The following is a 17,614-nucleotide window of genomic DNA, read 5'->3' as shown; positions in this document are numbered from 1 at the left end:
GGCTTTCAGCGTCGCCTTCACGTCGATTTCGGTGAGCACACCAAAGCCCTGATCCGCGAGCGCCTCGCGGGTCCGCGCGACCGCGTCCTGGAACGAGGTCTGCAGCGGCGTCGAAATGGCGATGTTCATCCTGACTTCCTTTCCTTGGTTTCCTTGGTTCCGGATAGCGCTTAAGCGCTCAGGCGAGCGCCAGGAACAGCTTCTCCAGCTCGGCCTCGCTCAGCGAGGTCGTGCCGTCCGCGGTGGCACCCGTGACGCATTCCTTCAGCCCGGTCGCGACGATCTTGAACCCGGCGCGGTCGAGGGCGCGCGAAACCGCGGCGAGCTGGGTGACGACGTCCTTGCAGTCGCGGCCCTGCTCGATCATCGAGATCACCCCGGCTAGCTGGCCCTGGGCCCGCCGCAGCCGATTGAGCACCGCGGCGACGCTGTCCTGATCACCAATCACTGGATCCTCCGTCTCTCGTATTGCTACGGACAGGGTACCCGCCCGGGTATCAACCGATCCAACCCTGAATATACCCCGTAGGGTATAGGTTGTCACGGGCAAGGAGCCGGACCGACCTCCCTCACCCGCGCGACGTTCGAGTCGACCATCGCCGACACCCGCTTGTGCTTGTTGACTTTTCGGCCGAGTACTGCCGCCCCTGTCAGGCGTTCGCACCCGTGTACGACCGGTCGGCGCGGGCGCACCCCGAGGTCGTGCATGCCAAGGTCGACACTCAGGCCGAGCCGGAGCTGGCCGGCATGCTGGGCATCCGTTCGGTTCCGACCGTCATGGCGTTTCGCGACGGCGTGCTGGTCTACAGCCAGCCCGGTGCGATGCCCCCGGACGTGCTGGAAGACCTGATCGCCCAGGTGAAATCGCTGGACATGGATGGCGTGCGCGCCAAGATCGCCGCCCGCAGGGCCGCCGCGACCGGGTAAGCCCTCCCCTCAGAGGATGGCCCCGAGATCCTTCGCCCCGGCGATGGCGTCCCAGTCGACGCCGAGCTCCAGCAGGATCTCTTCGGTGTGCTGTCCGTGTTCCGGGGCGCGGGCGGGCGCCGGTGGGGTCTCGTCGAATTGAACGGGCGCCGCGACGATGCGGTACTTCTGCCCGTGGGCGTCGACGTTTGTCACCACATACCCGTTGGGTTCGACCTGCGGGTCGTTGAGGGTTTCGCGCGGCGTCGCGAGGGCGCCCCACACGCCGGGTTCGTCCGCGAGAACTCGCTGCCAGTGCGCAAGGTCATGGCGGGCAAAGGCATTCGCCACCAGCTCGGTCGCCGCGGCCGCGTTGGCTATCAGGTTGCTCGACGGCACAAACCGCTTGTCGGTGGCCAACTCCGCCAGGCCCATGCGTTCGCAGAACCCGGCCCAGAACTTGTCGGGCTGCAAGAACACCAGCTGAATCCACCTGCCGTCCTTGGTCTTATACCGGTTCACCAGGGGGTTGATGGCCAGGCCGGGTGGCGCACCGGGGATGCCGTCGATATCGAAGAAATCGGCCGCCGAAATCGACGGCGCGATCGCCCACATCGCCTGCGCCAGCAGCGACGAGTCCACGATCGTCGGTTCACCGGTCCGTTCCCGGTGGAACAGCGCCGCGCACACGCCGCCGGCCAGCGTCGCCCCGCCCTGCAGGTCTCCGAAAGCGGGACCCTGGACCGCGGGCGTGTCGGTGCCGAACGGCGTGAGCGTGTACGCCACCCCACCGCGCGCCAGGTACGTGGCGGCATCGAACCCGCCGCGATCCCGGTCCGGCCCCCGCACCCCCAACCCGGTGCCGCGCGCGATGATGATCTTCGGGTTGAACCCGCGGACGTCGTCGACGGTGAGCCGCGCCCGCTCGAGCGCGCCGGGCAGCCAATTGGTCAGGAACACATCCGCACTCGCCAGAAGGCGGCCGAAAAGCTCACGCCCCGGCTCGGACTTGATGTCGATGGCGATGCTGCGCTTGCCGCGATTGCCCAGCTCGAGGATGAAGTCGGCGTCCGGGCGGGCCGCTTCGCGGGTGAACCCGCCGACGACCAACGCGCGTCCGGGATCCCCCGAGGTGACGCCTTCCACCTTGATCACGTCGGCGCCCCAGTCGGACAGGGCGGCACCGGCCGACGGGACGTAGGTCCACGACGCCAACTCGACGACTCGGACCCCTTGGAGCACACCGTCGTGCACACCGGACAAGGCAACCCCCTCGGTCGTCGTCCATTTCTTGCTATTTTAAGTATTCTAGCTACTCTAAGGGATATCGATAGCCCGGCCGTGGCCACGCGCAGTTTTCGTGGCAGAGATGCGATGGAGCCGACCATTGGTTCGCTCCACCTCCACGATGTGGCGAGCGCGCGCCGCGGTCCCCCTCCTCGCCCCATCCGGAGTCGATCCGCCAACTCTTGGGTAGCGAATAGCTTTGGCGCCCAACGCGGATCGCGGATCAAGGCAGCGGGGTAAAAGGACGGCATATGGGCAGGGTAACGGGCAAGGTGGCGGTGATCAGCGGGGCCGCTCGCGGCCAGGGCCGATCCCATGCGCGCCTGCTGGCCGCGGAGGGCGCCGACATCATCGCGGTGGACCTGTGCGCGGATATCGAAACGAACGAGTACCCGCTGGCGCGTCCGGAAGATCTCGACGAGACGGCGCGGCTGGTGGAGAAGGAAGGTCAGCGCGCGTTCACGGCGATCGCGGACGTGCGCGACCGGGTGGCCCTGGCCGCCGCGATCGACCAGGGGGTGGCCGAGTTCGGCCACCTCGACATCGTGGTGGCCAACGCCGGCATCTGCCCGCTCACCGCGGGCCTTCCGCCACAGGCGTTCGCCGACGCCGTCGACGTCGATCTGGTCGGCGTGCTCAACCTGGTGCACGCGAGCCTGAAGCATCTGCGGGCCGGCGCGTCGATCATCGTGATCGGCTCGAACGCGGCATTCATGTCGTCGATGAACACCACCGGCATCGACGGCGGCCCCGGCGGAGCCGGCTACGCGTTCGCGAAACTCGCTGCCGCCCACTACGTCAACGACTTCGCGCTGGCGCTGGCCAAGTTCTCCATCCGGATGAACGCGGTCCATCCGACGAATGTCAACACAGACATGTTGCACAGCGCACCGATGTACCGCGCGTTCCGGCCCGACCTGAAGGACCCGAAACGCGAGGACGCCGAACCCGTCTTCCCGGTGGTTCAGGCGATGCCCATCCCCTACGTCGAACCCGAGGACATCAGCGAGGCCGTGCTGTTCCTGGCGTCCGACGCGGCGCGCTATATCACCGGCCAGCAGCTCCGCGTGGACGGGGGCGGCTTCCTCAAGGTCAAGCCGTGGTCGGGCGGCTGAGGACGGCGCCGCCAAACATGGTGAGGGGCAACGACACTGGAGGGATTCGGTGAGCGACGGTCAGGCCGCAACGGACGTTGAACGTCGCCTGTACGAGTTGATGATCCTGATGAAGGCCGCCGACGACCGGCTGTCCAAGGGCATCGGCACCGGCGAGTTCATGTGCGTGTACTGGCCGTCGCGCGGGCAGGAGGCGATCGCCGCCGCGATGGGGGTGGCGCTGCGGCCCGACGACCAGTTGGTGACCACCTACCGTGGCCTGCACGATCTGATCGGCAAGGGCGTCCCGCTCGAGGAGATCTACGGCGAGATGATGGGGCGCACCGCCGGCGCAAGCCGGGGCAAGGGCGGCGCCATGCACATCGCCAATCCCGAGAGGGGTGTCATGCTCTCGACCGGGATCGTCGGGGCGGGGCCACCGGTGGCGGTCGGGCTGGCGATGGGCGGCAAACGCAAGGGCCTCGACCGCGTGACGGTGGTCAGCTTCGGCGACGGCGCGACGAACACCGGCTCGTTCCACGAGGCGGCCAACATGGCCGCGCTGTGGGATCTGCCGCTGGTCTTCGTATGCCAGAACAACCTGTTCGCCGAGATGACGCCCACCTCGGACACGATGAAGCTCGAGCACGTCGCCGACCGCGCGGCCGGCTACGGCATGCCGGGCGTGCGCGTCGACGGCAATGACCCGCTGGCGGTGAAATCCGCGCTCGACGCGGCCCTGCACCGCGCCCGCGGCGGGCAGGGCCCAACGTTCATCGAGTGCGTGACGTTCCGCTTCCGCGGCCACTACTTCGGCGACCGGATGCCCTACATCCCCAAGGAGCAACTGGCCGCCGCGATGGCGGCCGACCCGGTGCCGCGGTTCCGCGACCACCTCGCGGAGGCCGGAATCTGCGGCCCCGAGGAGCTCGACCGCATCGAGCGCGACGCGCTGGCGAGGGTGGAGGACGCCCTGGCGACGGCCATGGCCGCGGAGCCCCCCTCGATCGACGAGCTCGACCACGATGTGTACGCCACCCCGATCGGGTTTCCGGTATGACGCAGGAAAAAGAGATGACGATGCGCGAGGCGCTGAACCTCGCGCTCGACGAGGCGCTGGGGGCCGACGAGCGGGTGTTTCTGCTCGGTGAGGACATCGCCGATCCCGGCGCATCGGGGCCGACGGCGGGGCTGTCGACGAAGTACGGCCACGACAGGGTCCTGGATACGCCCATCTCCGAAGCCGCGATCGTGGGGGCCGCGATCGGTGCGGCGATCGACGGGATGCGGCCCGTGGCGGAGATCATGATCATGGACTTCATCGGGATCGCCGCCGACCAGCTGATCAACAACGCCGCCAAGTTGCGGTTCATGACCGCCGGCCGGACGACCGCGCCGATCACCATCCGCACCCAGGTCTACGCCGGGCTGGCCACCGGCGCCACCCACTCGCAAAGCCTGGAGGCGTGGTTCATGCACATCCCCGGCATGAAGGTCATCGTGCCGTCCACCCCGCGCGACGGGAAAGGCCTTCTGACGGCGGCGATCTTCGACGAGGACCCCTGCCTGTTCATCGAGACGATCCGGCTGCAGGGCAAGAAGGGGCCCGTTCCCGTCGAACCCGGATTCTCAATTCCCTTGGGCCGGGCCGACATCAAGCGGCCCGGCACCGACGTGACGCTGATCGCCTACGGACGCGCCGTGCACGACGCGCTCGCGGCGGCGGACGCGTTGGCCGAACGCGGCGTGAGCGCCGAGGTACTCGACTTGCGCACGCTGGTTCCGCTCGACGTCGAGGCCCTCGTCGAATCCGCCCGCCGCACCGGCAGGGTCGTGATCGTGCACGACGCGGTCCAATTCGCCGGCCCCGGAGCGGAGATCGCCGCGATCCTGCAATCCGAATTGTTCGGCGAGCTGGCCGCACCCGTCGAGCGGGTGGGCGCCAGGTTCGTTCCCAACCCGGCGGCGGCCGCGCTCGAGGCGCAGGTCTATCCCTCGCCGGCGCGCGTCGTCGCGGCCGCCCAGCGCACTCTCGAACGGGCCGGGAAGGCCAAAGTGCATGGCTGACTTCATTATTCGCATTCCGCGCGTGTCGGTGGCCGTGTCGGAGGCCGAGCTCACCGGACTTCTCGTGGATGCGGGTGAGCGCGTCGAGGAGGGCACGCCGATCTACGTGATCGCCACCGAGAAGGCGGAGCAGGAAATCCAAGCCGGCGCGTCGGGCGTCGTGCAGTGGACGGGACAGGTCGGGACAACCTATGACATCGGCGCCGAAATCGGCGTCATCACTTCGTAAACCGGAAAAGCGAAAGGTAAGGGCCATATGGATCTCAACGAGACCCGCGAGAGAATCGTCTACGAGAAGGAAGGCCCGATCGCCCGCGTCACGCTCAATTGGCCCGAGAAGGCCAACGCCCAGGACCAGAAGCTGGCCGAAGAAGTCGACGCCGCGCTGCTGGACGCGGACCGCGACTACGACATCAAGGTGCTGATCCTCAAGGCCAACGGCAAAGGCTTCTGCTCCGGGCATGCCATCGGCAACAACGCGGTCGACTATCCGGCGTTCGTCGAGGGCGCGAAGGTGATGGGCACTCCGTGGAAGCCGCAGACCGACTTGTTCGTCAAGCCGATCCTGAACCTCTGGGAGTTCCCCAAGCCGACCATCGCGGCCGTGCACGGCTACTGCGTCGGAGGGGGCACCCACTACGGGCTGACCACCGACATCGTCATCGCCGCCGAGGACGCCTATTTCTCCTACCCTCCCCTGCAGGGATTCGGCATGCCGTCGGGTGAGTGCTCGATCGAGCCCTGGGTCTTCATGAACTGGCGGCGGGCGGCCTACTACCTCTACCTCGCCGAGGTCATCGACGCGAAGAAGGCACTGGACGTCGGCCTGGTCAACGAGGTGGTTCCGCGCGACCAGCTCGAAGCGCGCGCTGACGCCATCGCCCGGCACATCGCCCAGGCGCCGATGACCACGCTGCTGGCGACCAAGGCCAACCTCAAGCGCGCCTGGGAGCTGATGGGCATGCGGGTGCACTGGCAGAGCTCCAACGACCTGGTCGCGCTCGCGTCGATCAGCAAGGACGTGCAGCAGCTGATCCAGACGGTCTTCAAGGACAAGGTGCTGCCCTCCGAACAGGCCCGGCGCCAGGCGGCCGCGGCAGCATCGTCGGCCGACGGCGCCCCGCCGGCCTGACGGCATCGTCGCCATTCACCGCCTTCGGCGGTTCGGGACCATTGGACCGCACTTGACGGGACGTTAGCCATATCGAGAGACGACGTTCGGCACTGTTGCGTCACGCGGCGGTGAGCGACGCTGCTCCAGATGACCGCCAAAGAGTTCGTGGCCGAGGCGAATCGACGCGCCGTCGCGACCGCAATTCGAGGTAATCGACGCCAGTCGAACGATCTCGCCGTGTCCACCGGCCCCCGCCGAGAGATCGACCACCGGGCTGCGGTCGGCTAAGGGGCGGTACGGTGTTGGATTTCGGGGTGCTACCGCCCGAAATCAATTCCGGTCGAATGTATTCGGGCCCAGGTTCCGAGTCGATGATGGTTGCCGCGACGGCCTGGGATGCGCTGGCGGCGGAGCTGGGCCTGGCCGCGAGCGGCTACAGCTCGGTGATCGGCGAGCTGACCAGCGCGGCGTGGGTGGGGCCATCGGCGGCGATGATGGTCTCGGCGGTGGTTCCCTACCTGAACTGGATCAGCCTGTTGGCCGGCCAGGCCGAGGTAACCGCCAGTCAGGCCAGGGCGGCGGCAGCCGCCTTTGAGACGGCGTTTGCGATGACGGTGCCGCCCCCGCTGGTCGCGGCCAACCGGGTGCTGCTGATGGCGCTGATCGCGACCAACTTCTTCGGGCAGAACACGCCGGCCATCGCGGCCACCGAGGCCCAGTACATGGAGATGTGGGCGCAGGACGCCGCCGCCATGTACGGCTACGCGGCCGCCTCGGCGGTCGCGGCGCAGGTGCCCCGGTTGACGTCACCACCGAACACCACCACCGCGGAGGCGGACACCGGCCAGTTCGCCGCGGTTTCCCACGCCGTCGGCACCCCGTCCGGCAACTCCGCGCAGACTACGGCGGCCGCACAACTGGCTTCGGCCGCCACCATACCTCAAGCGCTGCAACAGATGTCGTCGTCGGTGGCCGCGTCCACGCACTATTTTATCTGGAACACGATCGTAGATTTCTTCACATACGGGTTGCCCACCCCGGCCAACAACTGGGCCGGGCTCACCCCGGCCAACTACACCACGGTGATCAAGCAGACGCTGCAGGCGTATTTCGGGGTGGGCATCGCGAACTTCGCCTGGTCGATGGGTCAGCAGTTGACATTCGGCACCGGAACGACGGCCGGTTCGGCCGGCGCCTGGTACCCGACGCCACAATTTGCCGGTCTGCACTTGGGGGGCGTGGCCGGCGTGGGTGCCAATACCGCCGGAGCAGTGACGGCGAGCGCGGGGCAGGCCGGCAAGATCGGAGCGTTGTCGGTCCCGGCGAATTGGTCCGCTCCGGCGGCGGAGGCAACTTTGGCCGGCGCCGCGACGGACGAGAGCCCCCCGGCAACCGCCGCTGCCACCAGCGGACCGGGCAACGCCCTGCTGCGGGGAATACCGCCCGGGGGCGTAGGCCGGCGCACCGCCGGCTACGGACACACCAACGTCTATGGGGCCCGCCACAGCGTGGTCACCCGCCCGCCATCGGCCGGATGACGCCATGACCACCGCGATGATTCACCAGATCCCGAAGGTCGCTGAGCCCGAAGGTTATTGAGAAGGGAGATCAGATGTCACTTGTGACCATGCAACCACAGGCGCCGGCGGCAGCGGTCGTAGGCGGCGACCGGGAGGGCCGGCCCGGCCACCGCGGGTTAAGGAGTCAAGATGCTTGATTTTGCCGCGTTACCACCGGAAATCACCTCGGCGCGCATATATGCGGGTCCGGGCTCGGCGTCGCTGATGGCGGCGGCCTCGGCGTGGAATGCGATTGCGGCCGAGCTGAATTCGGCCGCCCTGGGCTATGACCGAGTCGTTACCACATTGTCCGGCGAGGAGTGGCTGGGCCCGACGTCCGCGTCGATGGCCGCGGCGGTGCAACCGTATGTGGAGTGGATGAACAGGACGGGCGCTCAAGCCGAGCAGGCGGCGACCCAGGCCCAAGCGGCGGCGGCCGCCTATGAGACGGCGCTCGCATCGGTGGTCCCCCCGCCGGTGATAACGACCAACCGCGCCGAGCTGGCTCAGGCGACGGCCACCAACGTGCTGGGTCAGAACAACGGGATCATCGCGCAACTGGAAGCCCAATACGCCGAGTTCTGGGCCCAGGACGCCGCGGCCATGTACGACTACGCCGCTTCCGCCGCGCGCGCCGCCGAAGTTGCGCCGTTCAGCGGCGCACCACAGGTCGCCAATCCGGCGGCGCAGGCCGCACAGACTGCGGTCACGTCGTCGGGAAGCACGCAGTCCACGTTGAGACAGCTGGTTGCCGGGTTGCCGGGCCAGCTGCAAAACCTCGCGTCGCCAAGCTCGGCGGCGTCGACCGCGGCATCGATGCCGGTGCTCACCGAAATCTGGTTCCTGCTGACCGGGCAGACCACCTTGCCCACCAGCATCGGTTCATTCCTCAACGGCTACTCCCCCTACGCGAGCTTCTTCTACAACACCGAGGGTTTGCCCTACTTCGGCATCGGGATGGGCAACTTCGGTGTTCAGATATCCAAGACTCTGGGCTGGCTCGGCGGGGCGGCGGCACCGGCCGCAGCCGTCCCCAAGAGCCTGCCGGGGCTGGGCGGACTGGCCGGCGGCGGCGCCGGGCCCGCGGCGCATTTGGGCAGCGCGACCTCGATAGGCAAGCTGTCGGTGCCGGCCACGTGGGCGACGGCCGCCCCGACGGCAGGCCATGCCGGGACTCAGCTGATCAGCGCGATCCGCCCCACCGCGGAGACCGCCGGTGGACCCGGCAACCTACTGGGCGGCATGCCGCTGGCGGGCACCGGCTCGGGCAACGCCGGCGCCGCCGGACCCCGATACGGGTTCCGGCCCACCGTGATGGCCCGACCACCCCTGGGCGGATAGCCACCCACCCGGCGGGCCGCCATCGCCCGGTATCGTCGCGAAGTGGAGTCCACCGACGGCCAGGCAGACGCTTACGGCTCAAAGGGGAGCACGGGTGAACATCGCCGACCACGCGAGCACAGCCGCGGATTCGCCTGCCTTGATCACCGACGGCGGCCCGATATCGTTCGGCGGGCTGCATGCCAGAAGCCGGCGCGTCGCCGCCCTGTTGCACGGTGCCGGGTTGCGGCGCGGCGACGGCGTGGCGCTGGTGCTGCCCAATCGACCCGAATTCTTCGAAATCACTTGGGGCTGCCAGCTTTCCGGGCTCTACTACACCGCCGTCAACACCCATTTCACTCCCGACGAGGTGGCCTACGTCATCGACGACTCCGACGCCAAGGCCGTGTTCGTCGACGCATCGGAGGCTTGGGGGGCCGACCTCGCCGCACACGTCCGCGCGGCCAACGCGGGCGTCGTCGTCCACGTCGCCGTCGGGGGCGAGCTGCCCGGCTGGGGCGCATACGAGGACGCCCTGGCGGCGGCGGGCGACGCCCCGCCACCTTCGGACGGCTCGGAGATGCTCTATTCGTCGGGCACCACGGGACGGCCCAAGGCCGTCCGCCGGTCGCTGCCGGCCGACGGCAACGGGTCCTGGGCCCAAGCGGTCCTGGAGATGGCGCTGATCCACAGGTACGGGATGGACCGCTCCAGCGTGTACCTCTCCCCCGCACCGCTCTATCACGCGGCCGGGGTGAACTACACGATGGCGGTGCACCGCGTCGGCGCCGCGTCGATCCTGATGCGCAGGTTCGACGCCGAGGCGGTGCTGCGGTTGATCGAGACGCATCGGGTCACCCACGCTCAGTTCGTCCCGACGATGTTCGTGCGGATGCTCAAATTGCCCGAGGCGGTCCGGCGGAAATACGACGTTTCCAGCCTGCGGTGCGTGATCCACGCGGCCGCCCCGTGTCCGGTGGACGTCAAGCACCGGATGATGCAGTGGTTCGGCCCCATCATCCACGAGTATTACGGCGGCACAGAGGGATTCGCGGGCACCACGATCGGGCCCGAGGAATGGCTCGCCCATCCCGGCTCGGTGGGCAGGCCGTTCAGCCCCGTTCACGTGCTGGGGCACGACGGAGTCGAACTTCCGGTGGGCGAGTCCGGCGAGCTGTTCTTCGAGGGCGGACCCGATTTCGAGTACTTCAAGGACCCCGCCAAGACCGCGTCGGTCGCCAACGACCGCGGCTGGCGGTCACTGGGCGACATGGGCTACGTCGACGACGACGGATACCTCTACCTCACCGACCGATCGACCTTCATGATCGTCTCGGGCGGGGTGAACATCTACCCGCAGGAGCCGGAGAACCTGCTGGTGATGCACCCCAAGCTCGTCGACGCGGCCGTGTTCGGCGTGCCCAACGACGAGTTCGGCGAGGAGGTCAAGGCCGTGGTGCAACCGGCCGACGGCGTGTTGCCCGGCCCAGACCTGGAGGCCGAGCTCATCGCGTACTGCCGGGCTCACCTGGCCGGCTACAAGTGCCCGCGCACAGTCGAATTCGATGCCGAACTGCCCCGCGACCCCAACGGCAAGCTTTACAAACGGCGCATTCGTGAGCGTTACTGGCAAGGACGGGCCTCACGGATCGTATGAGCTGACACGAGGGATAGTGAGATGGCTGTAGAGACGGGTTCGGAGAGAACCGACGTCGATTGGACGCCGCTACCGGTGCCGTGGGCGGTTCAGACGCCCGACCGGATCCCCAAGCAGCGGTACTACGACGCGGAGTTCTACGCCCTCGAGACGGAGCTCTTCTGGCCGCGCGTGTGGCAGATGGCCTGCCGCCTCGAAGAGATTCCCAAGGTCGGCGACTTTGTCGAGTACGAGATCCTCGACGAATCGATCATCGTCGTGCGGGTCGACGGCCACACCGTGCGCGCCTACCACAACGCATGCCGCCATCGCGGGGTAAAGCTGGTGGAGGGCAACGGAAATCGGCGCACCTTTGTCTGCCCATTCCACGGGTGGTGCTGGGGCGTCGACGGACGCAACACGTTTGTGCTGCGGCCCGAAGAGTTCGCCGAGGAAAACCTGTGCCCGGACGACCTGCAACTCGTCTCGGTCAGGTGCGAGCTCTGGGGCGGGTGCGCGTGGATCAACCTCGATGACGCCGCGCCCGCGCTGCGGGACTGCATCGAACCCTTTGCGTCGATCTATGACGCGTGGAAGGTCGACTCACTGCGCACCGAGTGGTGGCAGGCGTGCCGGCTTCCGGTGAATTGGAAGCTGGCGACGGCCGCGTTCATGGAGGGCTACCACGTCCCCCAGACCCACCCCCAACTTTTGCCGTCGTCAATGCCCACAACGTCGAAAGCGCCGGGCTTGGCCCAGACCAACCTGTACTTCATGCGCACGCTGGGCGAGGGCATGGCCGGCATGACCCACGAGAACGACGTCCGCATCGCGGAAGGCCTGCAAGACATGGAGCTCCCGTCCGATCCGGCCGAGGCGATGGCCGTCTGGCGCAGCACCCTCAACGACGCCATCGTCCACTGGCATCGAGCCCGGGGCTGCGATATCCCCGACCTCAACGAGTTGCAGCGGCGCGGCATCGTCGAGGCGATCAATTTCTGCTTTCCCCACTACTTCGTGCTGCCCCAGTACAGCAGCGCCTCGTCGTACCGGATCCGGCCGCTGGGCCCCGAGGAAACGCTGTTCGAGATCTGGTCACTCACCCGCATCCCGCCGGACCAGGTCACGGCGAAGCCGACCCCACCCGTACCCATGGCGCCCGACGACCCGCGCTGGCCGCCCATCCCCGCCCAGGATTTCTCCAACCTGCCGCGGCAGCAGAAAGGCTTGCACTCCAAGGGTTTTGAATACATGCGACTGTCGGACCGGATCGAGGGGCTGATCTCCAACTTCGAGCGCATCGTCGACGGCTTCCTGGCCGGCCTGCCGTACGCCGCGCTGGTGCCCGCGATCCAGAAGACCAACACCACCATCGACGTGCCCGTCGCCGACCTGGGGTTCGGGGCGGGGACGCGATGACCATCCACTGGGACCGCTCGGTCGACCTGCTCATCGCGGGCAGTGGCGGCGGCGGCATGGTGGCCGGGCTGGCCGCACTCGACTGCGGGCTCGAACCGTTGATCGTCGAAAAGCAGGCGCTGGTCGGGGGGTCGACGGGGCTGTCGGGCGGCATCGTCTGGCTGCCCAACAACCCCCTGATGCGTACCGAGGGCATCGCGGACTCGCACGAGGACGGCCTGGCCTACCTGGCCGATGTGGTCGGCGATATCGGCGCGCCCTCCTCGCCCGCGCGCCGCGAGATGTTCCTGACCGCGGGCTACGAAATGGTTAATTTCCTTGTCCGCAAGGGTGTTCGGTTGATGCGGTGCGCCGGATGGAGCGACTACTACCCCAATCACAAGGGCGGCAACGCAGCCGGCCGCGCCATCGAGGGCGTCCCCTTCGACGCCGCGGAGTTGGGCGGCTGGAGCGACAAAGTGCAGCCGCCGCTGGCCAAGAATTACGGGTTCGTGGTCCTGACCAACGAACTGCGTTCGGTCCAGTACTACAACCGTTCGCCGCGTGCGTTCGCCGTCGCGGCCCGCGTGTTCCTGCGCACCGCGTCCGCGCGGGTCCGCCGCCGTCAGATCCTCACCAACGGGGCGTCGCTGATCGCCCAGATGCTCAAGGCGCTCATCGACCTGAGCGACGGGCAGCCGCCGTTGTGGACGGACGCGGCGGTGGAGGATCTCATAGCCGACGACGGGCGGGTCGTCGGCGCGCGCGTCTCGCGCGGCGGCGTGACGCTCAACGTGGAGGCCCGGCGCGGCGTGCTGCTGGCGGCGGGCGGTTTCGGCCACAACAAGGAGATGCGCCGCCGGTACAGCGGCGATCAGCCCAACGAGGCGCAGTGGTCGATCGCCAACGCCGGCGACACCGGCGAGGTGCTGCAGGCCGCGATGTGGCTGGGTGCCAAGACCGATCTGCTGGACGAAGCCTGGTGGCTGCCTTCGGTTTTCATCGCCAACGGCGGCGCGGTGGCCGCCTCGCTCGGCTCGGGCCGCCAGCGCCCCGGGGCGATCTACGTCGACTCTGCCGGCCGGCGATTCTGCAACGAGTCCAACTCCTACGTCGAGGTCGGCAAGGCGATGTACGCCAACAAGGCGGTGCCCTGCTGGATGATCTTCGACGAGGGGTATGTGGGCAGGTACGTCACCAGCACGAACCCGTTCAAACGCAAGCAGAATTTGCCACCGGAGCTCATCGAGAACGGCGCGGTCAAACGCGGCGACACCATCGCCGGCCTCGCGCGCCAGATCGACCTTCCCGCCGACGAATTGACGCGGACGATCCAGCGGTTCAACCGGTTCGCCGCGAAGGGCCTGGACCCGGACTTCGGGCGCGGCCAGTCGGCCTACAATGACTGCCTCGGCGATCCCGGCTACCGGCCGAACGCCGCCATCGGCCCGCTCGACCGGGCGCCCTACTACGCCACGCGGGTTCTCCCGGCCGACGTCGGGACGTGTGGCGGCGTGGTCACCAACGAGCACGCACAGGTTCTGGACGAACAAGATCTCGTCATCGACGGCCTGTACGCCACCGGGAACACCACTGCGACGGTGATGGGCCGCACGTATCCGGGCGCCGGCGCGAGCATCGCCAGCTCGATGGTGTTCGGCTACGTCGCCGCGCGGCACGCCGCCGGGCGGCGAGTGGCCGGCGAGCGCTCGCGCTAAGAACTTTCGTCGCGGCCGACGAAATCGCGGGGCTTCATGCCCGACTGCATGAGTTCGGCCCGCCGCGCCTGCACGTCGGTGGCGGCGCCGACCATGTTGGTCAGGATGTGGCTGACCTGCAGGTGCACCCGCATGCCCATCAACTCCCAGGCGCGCTTCACGTTGTTCTTCACCGCCATCAGCGTGGTCAACGGGATCTGCGCGATCCTGCGCGCCATGTCCTCGACGGTGTCTTCCAGATCTTCGCGCGGCACAACCTTATTCAGCAGACCCCAGTCGAGCGCCTCCTTGGCGGACAACGTCGGAGCCAGCAGCAGCCAGTCCATGGTGCGGTGCCAGTTCATCATCAGCCAGGGTTCGATCATGGTGTGGCCGCCGGGTTCCCCGAGGCTCTGGGCGAGCGGCATCTGGAAATAGGCGTCGTCGGATGCCACGCAAAAGTCGGTCAGCAGGCCGAGATAGATGCCGCCGCCCATGCAGTAGCCGTGGATCTGGGAGATCGTCGGCTTGGGGAATTCCCACAGGTACAAGGTGGGCCACAGGAACAGGTCGGCGGTCCCCTTGTAGAGGTCCTCAAAGGTGTTTCCGAAGTCCGGGTACGGGTTCTCGTCGGGGCCCCAGCGCGCGACGTGCCCGCCGCAGAAGCCCTTGCCGTTGGCCTTGAGGATGACGACCTTGATCTCGTGGTCGCGGTCCGCCTCGTGCAGGCAGTTGTCGACCTCGGTGACCAAGACGGCGTCCTTGGTGTTGGCCTTCTCGACCCGATTCAGGATGATCCGCGCAATCGGCGGTTCGCGTTCATAGATGATCGCCTCGAGCACGCGCCGCTCCATCTGCGTGACACTACCGGGTCTCGAGCGATCGGCGGCGGGCCAGCAGCCACGCCTGACCCTCGCCTTCGCCGGCTGCCACCTGATCGAGTTCGGCGAACGCGGCGGGCAGCTCGCCGGGCGCAGCGCGGAACGGCCCCGGTGCGGCACCCACCTCGCTGAGCGCGGCGATGGCCAGCAGCCCGCCCGGCGCCAGGCGCTCGATGACCGCCCGGTCGAGGCGGCGGTCCCGGAATCTGTGGCAGAGGATGACGTCGACGGGCGGCCCGGCCGGCAGGCCGTCGTCGAGGTCGACCACCTCGAAGCGGCAGCGGTCGGCGACGCCGGCGAGCCGGGCCACCTCACGAGCCTGGTCGACGGCGACCGCGGAAACGTCGAAGCCCCGTACGTCCAGGCCGCGCCGGGCCAGCCACACCGCGCCGGACCCCCGTCCGCAGGCCAGGTCGAGGGCCCGTCCCGCCGTCGGAAACTCCTCCGCGTGGCGTGCCAGCACGTCGGGCGGCTCCATCGCGCCCGCCGGCGGCGGTCCCTGCGCGGCGTACCTCTCATCCCAGCGGCGCCGGTCGCCCTCGGCCATGGGCGCCACCCTAGGCCGCCCGGGCCGTTTCTACACTGGACCGGTGTCTAGGGAAGCGGTTTCTCCGGCCACCAGCACACCCCGCCGCTCCGACCGTCGCCCCGCGCAGACGATCCGCAAGGTCCTCGACGCCGGGCTGGAGGAACTGCGCGAATCGTCGTACGCGAACCTGACGATGCGCGCGGTCGCAACCCGCGCCGGGGTGTCCCCGGCCAGCGCGTACACCTACTTTCCGTCGAAGAGCGCGCTGGTGGCCGCGGTATATCTCCGCTTTCTGCGCGACCTGCCGCTGCACACCGACGTCCAGGACACCACCCCGGCCCGGGTCAGCGCGACGTTGCGCGACATGGCGCTGATGGTCGCGGACGAGCCCGAGCTGATGACCGCCTGCGGCGCCGCGCTGATGGCCGACGATCCAGCGGTCAAGCCGCTGCGCGAGGAGATCGGGGCAGAGGTGTCGAGGCGGATCGGGGCCGCGTTGGGTCCCGGGTGGCCGCGCGCGGTGAAATCGGCCCTGCAGATGACGTTCGCCGGCGCGCTGATGACGGCACGGTTCGTCAGCTACCAGGAGATCGCCGGGCAGCTCGACGAGGCGGTCACTCTCATCCTGGCCGCGGCCAACGCGTAAAGAGTTGCCGCTCAACGGAATCCGCTTCGACGGCCTTCCCACCCGTGCGGCGCCCGATAGACGTTATGATCCAGCGATGGGGACGACCGGATAAGCATGCGCAGCCACGGTTGGGCAGGGAACACGCCCGCCTCCGACGAGGAGGCGATCGAGCGCATCCTGGACGCCGCCGACAAGATCATCGACGAACGCGGCCCGACGACGCGGATCGCCGACGTGGCGCGGGCCCTCGGCGTGACCCGGCAGACGGTCTACCGGTACTTCCCCGGCACCCAGGCGTTGCTGGTGGCAGCCGCGATGCGGTCCGCGGACGGCTTCCTCGATCGGTTGGCGAGCCATCTCCACGGTGTGACCGACCCGGTCGTTGCGATGACCGAGGGGATGGCGTTCGCCATCGAACAATTGGCGTCGGACAATCAGGTCGAATTCGTCCTGGATCGCCGCCACCGCGGCGACCGGGCCGCCTCCATCATCTCGGATACCGCGTTGGCGTTCGGACGCTCGATGCTGCATCGCTACGACATCGATTGGGAGCAGTACGGTTTCGATGAGGCGGCCTTGGACGAACTGAACGAGTTCTGCCTGCGGGTGCTGCACTCGTTCCTCGCGGACCCGGGCCGTCCGCCCCGCGGCGGCGACGATCTCCGGCGGTATCTCACCCGCTGGATCGGGCCCGCGATCGCCTACCCGCAGCTGGTGCGCGCGATGGACGCGCTCGGGGGCCCACCCGCCACGCCGGCTCGGGGGCGCCCGTCGAAAGCGTCCTGACGACTGCGCCCGCCGGTCGCTGCAACCGAGCGGTTGATCCGTTCCGCGAGTTCGGCGATTCTCAACGAACCGGCGTTGACCACGACGGATAGCTGACCGATGGAGGACGGACGTGGTGGGTTTGGGACAAATCGCGCTGAACAGTGCGCCTGTATTCGGTGGCCTGATGCTGGCCGTTGCGGCCGGGCAATTCAGGGGCCCGGACTATCGAGCGCTGATCAAACAGGACATGGAACTGCTGGACCGTCTCCCGGCGGAGGCCACCGGCAGACGCGCGGAGCTGCAGCGCACCATCGATGACCGCATCGATGACCTGGTCGACGTCGCCGACCGGAATCGCGCGGTACGCAAGGCGGCGCTGTCGTACCGGGGCAATTGGCGCGACGTGGTGCTTTTGCTCTGCGTGGTGTTGTTCACCATCATCTGGTGGGAAGTCGATCACAGCCGGGGCAACTGGTTGCCGATGTTCGTCCTGTTGATCCTGCTGTCGGTGGTGGCGGCCGCCTACGCGTTTCGCGGCGTGCTGCGTTCGGCCAGTTCGTTGGTGCGTGGGCGGCACGCGGATCTGCCTGCCGGTTCGGGCACCGGGAAATAAGTCGACCGACCGGGGCGGCGGAGCCGCCGTCATGGCCGTGAGCTGGGCTTGGCCCCTGCCGGAGCGCAGGTCGCGTCGGGGCCGGGATGCTCGCCGAGCATCAGCTGACGCCTTGTG

At 68.2% G+C, this 17,614-nt stretch carries 18 protein-coding genes and 2 pseudogenes; 15 read left to right on the top strand and 5 right to left on the bottom strand.

Features of this window, described 5'->3' with window-relative positions:
• Together VMD50_RS08460 and VMD50_RS08455 are read right to left on the bottom strand one after the other, a co-directional pair.
• Positions 1 to 129 (bottom strand): annotated as a pseudogene (locus VMD50_RS08460) (DUF302 domain-containing protein); the annotation flags it as partial.
• Positions 130 to 178: 49 nt separating this feature from the next.
• The gene (locus VMD50_RS08455) at positions 179 to 448 is read right to left on the bottom strand and encodes a metal-sensitive transcriptional regulator (RefSeq protein WP_325426724.1); all 270 of its coding nucleotides are present in this window, start codon (positions 446 to 448) and stop codon (positions 179 to 181) included.
• A gap of 84 nt (positions 449 to 532) precedes the next feature.
• Here VMD50_RS08455 and VMD50_RS08450 point away from each other — a divergent pair.
• Positions 533 to 927: pseudogene (locus VMD50_RS08450) on the top strand (thioredoxin family protein).
• A 9-nt stretch (positions 928 to 936) separates the two neighbouring features.
• Here the strand turns inward: VMD50_RS08450 and VMD50_RS08445 are convergent.
• Positions 937 to 2,160: a CaiB/BaiF CoA transferase family protein gene (locus VMD50_RS08445; RefSeq protein ID WP_325426739.1), complete on the bottom strand. Its 1,224-nt coding sequence runs from the start codon at positions 2,158 to 2,160 to the stop codon at positions 937 to 939.
• 284 nt (positions 2,161 to 2,444) lie between these two features.
• Here VMD50_RS08445 and VMD50_RS08440 point away from each other — a divergent pair, with 284 nt between their 5' ends.
• The 11 genes from VMD50_RS08440 (at position 2,445) to VMD50_RS08390 (ending at position 14,099) form a co-directional block, all read left to right on the top strand.
• The gene (locus tag VMD50_RS08440; RefSeq protein WP_325426722.1) at positions 2,445 to 3,308 is read left to right on the top strand and encodes a mycofactocin-coupled SDR family oxidoreductase; all 864 of its coding nucleotides are present in this window, start codon (positions 2,445 to 2,447) and stop codon (positions 3,306 to 3,308) included.
• A 100-nt stretch (positions 3,309 to 3,408) separates the two neighbouring features.
• Positions 3,409 to 4,347 carry a thiamine pyrophosphate-dependent dehydrogenase E1 component subunit alpha gene (locus VMD50_RS08435; RefSeq protein ID WP_325426737.1) on the top strand — a complete coding sequence of 313 codons (939 nt, stop codon included), beginning with the start codon at positions 3,409 to 3,411 and terminating at the stop codon, positions 4,345 to 4,347.
• Positions 4,344 to 5,354 carry an alpha-ketoacid dehydrogenase subunit beta gene (locus tag VMD50_RS08430; protein WP_325426720.1) on the top strand — a complete coding sequence of 337 codons (1,011 nt, stop codon included), beginning with the start codon at positions 4,344 to 4,346 and terminating at the stop codon, positions 5,352 to 5,354. Before VMD50_RS08435 ends, VMD50_RS08430 begins: the two co-directional genes overlap by 4 nt.
• The gene (locus VMD50_RS08425; RefSeq protein ID WP_325426718.1) at positions 5,347 to 5,583 is read left to right on the top strand and encodes a lipoyl domain-containing protein; all 237 of its coding nucleotides are present in this window, start codon (positions 5,347 to 5,349) and stop codon (positions 5,581 to 5,583) included. The genes VMD50_RS08430 and VMD50_RS08425 overlap by 8 nt, the downstream gene beginning before the upstream one ends.
• A gap of 27 nt (positions 5,584 to 5,610) precedes the next feature.
• On the top strand, positions 5,611 to 6,486 hold the full coding sequence (locus VMD50_RS08420; protein WP_325426716.1) for an enoyl-CoA hydratase-related protein: 876 nt from the start codon (positions 5,611 to 5,613) through the stop codon (positions 6,484 to 6,486).
• Between the two features lie 129 nt (positions 6,487 to 6,615).
• Positions 6,616 to 6,756 (top strand): hypothetical protein, encoded by a 141-nt coding sequence (locus tag VMD50_RS08415; protein ID WP_325426714.1) that lies wholly within the window; start codon positions 6,616 to 6,618, stop codon positions 6,754 to 6,756.
• Positions 6,757 to 6,767: 11 nt separating this feature from the next.
• The gene (locus VMD50_RS08410; protein WP_325426712.1) at positions 6,768 to 8,006 is read left to right on the top strand and encodes a PPE family protein; all 1,239 of its coding nucleotides are present in this window, start codon (positions 6,768 to 6,770) and stop codon (positions 8,004 to 8,006) included.
• Between the two features lie 171 nt (positions 8,007 to 8,177).
• A complete protein-coding gene (locus tag VMD50_RS08405; RefSeq protein ID WP_325426710.1) occupies positions 8,178 to 9,368 on the top strand; it encodes a PPE family protein in 1,191 nt (396 codons plus the stop codon).
• 94 nt (positions 9,369 to 9,462) lie between these two features.
• Positions 9,463 to 11,004 carry an acyl-CoA synthetase gene (locus VMD50_RS08400; protein WP_325426708.1) on the top strand — a complete coding sequence of 514 codons (1,542 nt, stop codon included), beginning with the start codon at positions 9,463 to 9,465 and terminating at the stop codon, positions 11,002 to 11,004.
• Between the two features lie 21 nt (positions 11,005 to 11,025).
• Positions 11,026 to 12,402: an aromatic ring-hydroxylating oxygenase subunit alpha gene (locus VMD50_RS08395; protein ID WP_325426706.1), complete on the top strand. Its 1,377-nt coding sequence runs from the start codon at positions 11,026 to 11,028 to the stop codon at positions 12,400 to 12,402.
• Positions 12,399 to 14,099, top strand: coding sequence for an FAD-binding protein (locus VMD50_RS08390; protein WP_325426705.1), 1,701 nt, complete (start codon positions 12,399 to 12,401; stop codon positions 14,097 to 14,099). Before VMD50_RS08395 ends, VMD50_RS08390 begins: the two co-directional genes overlap by 4 nt.
• On the opposite strand, the gene VMD50_RS08385 is transcribed toward VMD50_RS08390, so the two are convergent.
• Together VMD50_RS08385 and VMD50_RS08380 are read right to left on the bottom strand one after the other, a co-directional pair.
• Complete coding sequence (locus VMD50_RS08385) at positions 14,096 to 14,932, bottom strand: enoyl-CoA hydratase-related protein (protein WP_325426703.1); 837 nt, start codon at positions 14,930 to 14,932, stop codon at positions 14,096 to 14,098. The two genes, VMD50_RS08390 and VMD50_RS08385, sit on opposite strands and share 4 nt — an antisense overlap.
• Positions 14,933 to 14,942: 10 nt before the next feature.
• Positions 14,943 to 15,506 (bottom strand): SAM-dependent methyltransferase, encoded by a 564-nt coding sequence (locus VMD50_RS08380; protein ID WP_325426701.1) that lies wholly within the window; start codon positions 15,504 to 15,506, stop codon positions 14,943 to 14,945.
• A 43-nt stretch (positions 15,507 to 15,549) separates the two neighbouring features.
• Here VMD50_RS08380 and VMD50_RS08375 point away from each other — a divergent pair, with 43 nt between their 5' ends.
• The 3 genes from VMD50_RS08375 to VMD50_RS08365 all read left to right on the top strand — a co-directional run bounded on the left by VMD50_RS08375 (position 15,550) and on the right by VMD50_RS08365 (position 17,497).
• Positions 15,550 to 16,134 (top strand): TetR/AcrR family transcriptional regulator, encoded by a 585-nt coding sequence (locus VMD50_RS08375; RefSeq protein WP_325426699.1) that lies wholly within the window; start codon positions 15,550 to 15,552, stop codon positions 16,132 to 16,134.
• A 96-nt stretch (positions 16,135 to 16,230) separates the two neighbouring features.
• On the top strand, positions 16,231 to 16,902 hold the full coding sequence (locus VMD50_RS08370; RefSeq protein ID WP_325426697.1) for a TetR/AcrR family transcriptional regulator: 672 nt from the start codon (positions 16,231 to 16,233) through the stop codon (positions 16,900 to 16,902).
• A 166-nt stretch (positions 16,903 to 17,068) separates the two neighbouring features.
• Entirely contained in the window at positions 17,069 to 17,497 is a 429-nt protein-coding gene (locus VMD50_RS08365) for a hypothetical protein (RefSeq protein ID WP_325426695.1), read from the top strand.
• Positions 17,498 to 17,614 lie beyond the last annotated feature (117 nt).

It is taken from the genome of Mycobacterium sp. (assembly GCF_035506235.1).
Lineage (GTDB): Bacteria > Actinomycetota > Actinomycetes > Mycobacteriales > Mycobacteriaceae > Mycobacterium.
This window is presented reverse-complemented; position numbering and strand designations above follow the sequence as displayed.

Bases quoted from the DNA above. Each gene is read 5' to 3' on its own strand.
- VMD50_RS08365 (WP_325426695.1), top strand. From the start codon at position 17,069: ATGCTGGCCGTTGCGGCCGGGCAATTCAGGGGCCCGGACTATCGAGCG.
- VMD50_RS08420 (WP_325426716.1), top strand. From the start codon at position 5,611: ATGGATCTCAACGAGACCCGCGAGAGAATCGTCTACGAGAAGGAAGGC.
- VMD50_RS08395 (WP_325426706.1), top strand. From the start codon at position 11,026: ATGGCTGTAGAGACGGGTTCGGAGAGAACCGACGTCGATTGGACGCCG.
- VMD50_RS08435 (WP_325426737.1), top strand. From the start codon at position 3,409: ATGATCCTGATGAAGGCCGCCGACGACCGGCTGTCCAAGGGCATCGGC.
- VMD50_RS08390 (WP_325426705.1), top strand. From the start codon at position 12,399: ATGACCATCCACTGGGACCGCTCGGTCGACCTGCTCATCGCGGGCAGT.
- VMD50_RS08385 (WP_325426703.1), bottom strand. From the start codon at position 14,932: ATGGAGCGGCGCGTGCTCGAGGCGATCATCTATGAACGCGAACCGCCG.
- VMD50_RS08425 (WP_325426718.1), top strand. From the start codon at position 5,347: ATGGCTGACTTCATTATTCGCATTCCGCGCGTGTCGGTGGCCGTGTCG.
- VMD50_RS08380 (WP_325426701.1), bottom strand. From the start codon at position 15,506: ATGGCCGAGGGCGACCGGCGCCGCTGGGATGAGAGGTACGCCGCGCAG.
- VMD50_RS08415 (WP_325426714.1), top strand. From the start codon at position 6,616: ATGACCGCCAAAGAGTTCGTGGCCGAGGCGAATCGACGCGCCGTCGCG.
- VMD50_RS08405 (WP_325426710.1), top strand. From the start codon at position 8,178: ATGCTTGATTTTGCCGCGTTACCACCGGAAATCACCTCGGCGCGCATA.
- VMD50_RS08440 (WP_325426722.1), top strand. From the start codon at position 2,445: ATGGGCAGGGTAACGGGCAAGGTGGCGGTGATCAGCGGGGCCGCTCGC.
- VMD50_RS08370 (WP_325426697.1), top strand. From the start codon at position 16,231: ATGCGCAGCCACGGTTGGGCAGGGAACACGCCCGCCTCCGACGAGGAG.
- VMD50_RS08430 (WP_325426720.1), top strand. From the start codon at position 4,344: ATGACGCAGGAAAAAGAGATGACGATGCGCGAGGCGCTGAACCTCGCG.